General features: G+C 55.3%; 1 rRNA gene. It reads right to left on the bottom strand.

The window, feature by feature from the left end:
- Positions 1–112: 112 nt before the first annotated feature.
- Positions 113–2,879 (bottom strand): 23S ribosomal RNA (locus GJ630_RS19285); the annotation flags it as partial.

Below are 2,879 nucleotides of genomic sequence, written 5' to 3'. Positions count from 1 at the left end.
AAAGTACCAGTCTCGATCAACTTTTTCCACCGTGTGATTCGTGCGATCCAAGTTTGCGCCTGGACTCGTTCAGCGACGAGATAATTCGTCGGTGAATGAGTCACAGTGCGTATGAATGATGGCTTTGGTCTGTTAGTGCTCGTGGGCTTAACGTCTCGTTACCTCGACGCGCACACCCCGAGTCTATCGACCGCGTCTTCTACGCGGGACCTCAACGGTGTCTCTTTTCCAAGTGGGTTTCGAGCTTAGATGCGTTCAGCTCTTACCCCGTGTGGCGTGGCTACCCGGCACGTGCTCTCTCGAACAACCGGTACACCAGTGGCCACCAACCGTAGTTCCTCTCGTACTATACGGTCGTTCTTGTCAGACACCATAACACACCCAGTAGATAGCAGCCGACCTGTCTCACGACGGTCTAAACCCAGCTCACGACCTCCTTTAATAGGCGAACAACCTCACCCTTGCCCGCTTCTGCACGGGCAGGATGGAGGGAACCGACATCGAGGTAGCAAGCCACTCGGTCGATATGTGCTCTTGCGAGTGACGACTCTGTTATCCCTAGGGTAGCTTTTCTGTCATCAATTGCCCGCATCAAGCAGGCTAATTGGTTCGCTAGACCACGCTTTCGCGTCAGCGTTCCTCGTTGGGAAGAACACTGTCAAGCTATCTTTTGCTCTTGCACTCTTCGCCGGGTCTCTGTCCCGGCTGAGATAGCCATAGGGCGCGCTCGATATCTTTTCGAGCGCGTACCGCCCCAGTCAAACTGCCCGGCTATCGGTGTCCTCCTCCCGGAGTGAGAGTCGCAGTCACCGACGGGTAGTATTTCACTGTTGTCTGGGTGGCCCGCTAGCGCGGGTACCTCTGTAACGACTCCTACCTATGCTGCACATCGGCGACCACGTCTCAGCGACAGCCTGCAGTAAAGCTCCATAGGGTCTTCGCTTCCCCCTGGGTGTCTCCAGACTCCGCACTGGAATGTACAGTTCACCGGGCCCAACGTTGGGACAGTGAAGCTCTGGTTAATCCATTCATGCAAGCCGCTACTGATGCGGCAAGGTACTACGCTACCTTAAGAGGGTCATAGTTACCCCCGCCGTTGACAGGTCCTTCGTCCTCTTGTACGAGGTGTTCAGATACCTGCACTGGGCAGGATTCAGTGACCGTACGAGTCCTTGCGGATTTGCGGTCACCTATGTTGTTACTAGACAGTCCGAGCTTCCGAGTCACTGCGACCTGCTCCGTTCCGGAGCAGGCATCCCTTCTTCCGAAGGTACGGGACTAACTTGCCGAATTCCCTAACGTTGGTTGCTCCCGACAGGCCTTGGCTTTCGCCGCCATGGACACCTGTGTCGGTTCTCGGTACGGACACTATGCTCGTCTTTTCATGGGCCCCAGGTTGAATCACGTTTCCCTATGCCGCCGTTCGTCCGCTTCCTGCCATTACGGCTTCCACGGAGTTGGACGGTTCGACCGGGCGAATGCCCGGCGTGATCGACCCCAGGGCGTCAACTTTCACTGCATAGTGGCACAGGAATATTAACCTGTTTCCCATTTCGTCATAGTCGAGTTGCGGTATGACTTAGGACCGGCTAACCCTCAGCTGATCAGCAGTGCTGAGGAACCCTTATCCATTAGGCCGTCGGGGTTCTCACCCGACTATCGCTGCTACTATGGCCAGGATTTTCGTCACGCATCGGTCCACAGGAATTCTCATCCCTGCTTCCACCCAATGCGAGCGCCAATCTACTCGATTACCAGTATGAGTGGTACGGACAGGTCTCGGTGGTGGATTTGAGTCCCGATCATTTTGGGCGCCTCAAACCTCGGCCGGTAAGCTGTTACGCTTTTCTTAGAGGGTAGCTGCTTCTAAGCTCACCTCCCGGCTGTCTAGGGCTCGAGACCACCTTCAGAGGATTACACTTAATCCACACTTGGGGACCTTAACCTATCTCTGGGTTGTTCCCCTCCTGGTACACAGGCTTACCCCGCGCACCGGAATCCCCGCGTCAAACAGCGTCTGTAGGTTTGGAGTTTGACAGGTGTGCCGACTCCTCTCGGAGGCGGACACACCAATCGGTCGCTCTACCCCACAGACTACCTCGGCGGAGGTCATGCTTCGACATGTTTCGATTGGAACCAGCTGTTGCCGGACTCGATGGGCCTTTCACCCCTACACATAGATCACGAGAGGGTATTGTAGGACACCAACTCTAACAGACTTCCACGTGCCTTTCGGCACGCTTCATCTTGTCCATGCGTAGATCGTCCGGATTCGGGTCGTGTCCACATGGCTCCCCGCGCTTGAACACGGCGGCCCTCGGGCAAAGCCCTGCGGCCATGTCGGTTTCCCTGTGCCTCCCCGGATACTCCGGTTAGACTTGCCATACAGACACACTCCCTGGCTCGTTTTTCAAAACGTACGACAGAACATCGGCTTCCTGTAAGTCTTACTGGAGACTCGCGTCTCGGTCATTCGTTACAGGACCTTGTATGCCCTGTCGCTCGATCGCCAACTGATTTCATGCTCTCTTTCGCCTCCCTTCTGAGGGTACTTTGCAGCGTTCGTTCACACTACTTGTTCACTATCGGTCTCAGGTTGTGTTTAGCCTTCGCAGTCGATGCCTGCGTTATTCGCGAGGGATATCCAACCCCCGCTACTCTGGCACTACCGCACAGCGTACTGGTCTTCGAGTACCGGGGGTTGTCACCCTGTATCACGCTCTATTCCAAGAGACTTCGTGAAGACGGTCGGCTGATGAGAGGTAGCCCGGGACACCACATTGCCCGTGAGGGCTTCGGTTTGGGCTGTATTCGCGTTCACTCGCGGTTATCTTAAACGTCCTATCAACGTTTGCGTTTTTCTTTTCCTTCCCGATATC

Source organism: Haloarcula sp. CBA1122, from assembly GCF_009741785.1.
GTDB lineage: Archaea > Halobacteriota > Halobacteria > Halobacteriales > Haloarculaceae > Haloarcula > Haloarcula hispanica.
Note: the sequence above shows the minus strand (reverse complement) of the source record. Positions and strands in the feature narration are given on the sequence as shown.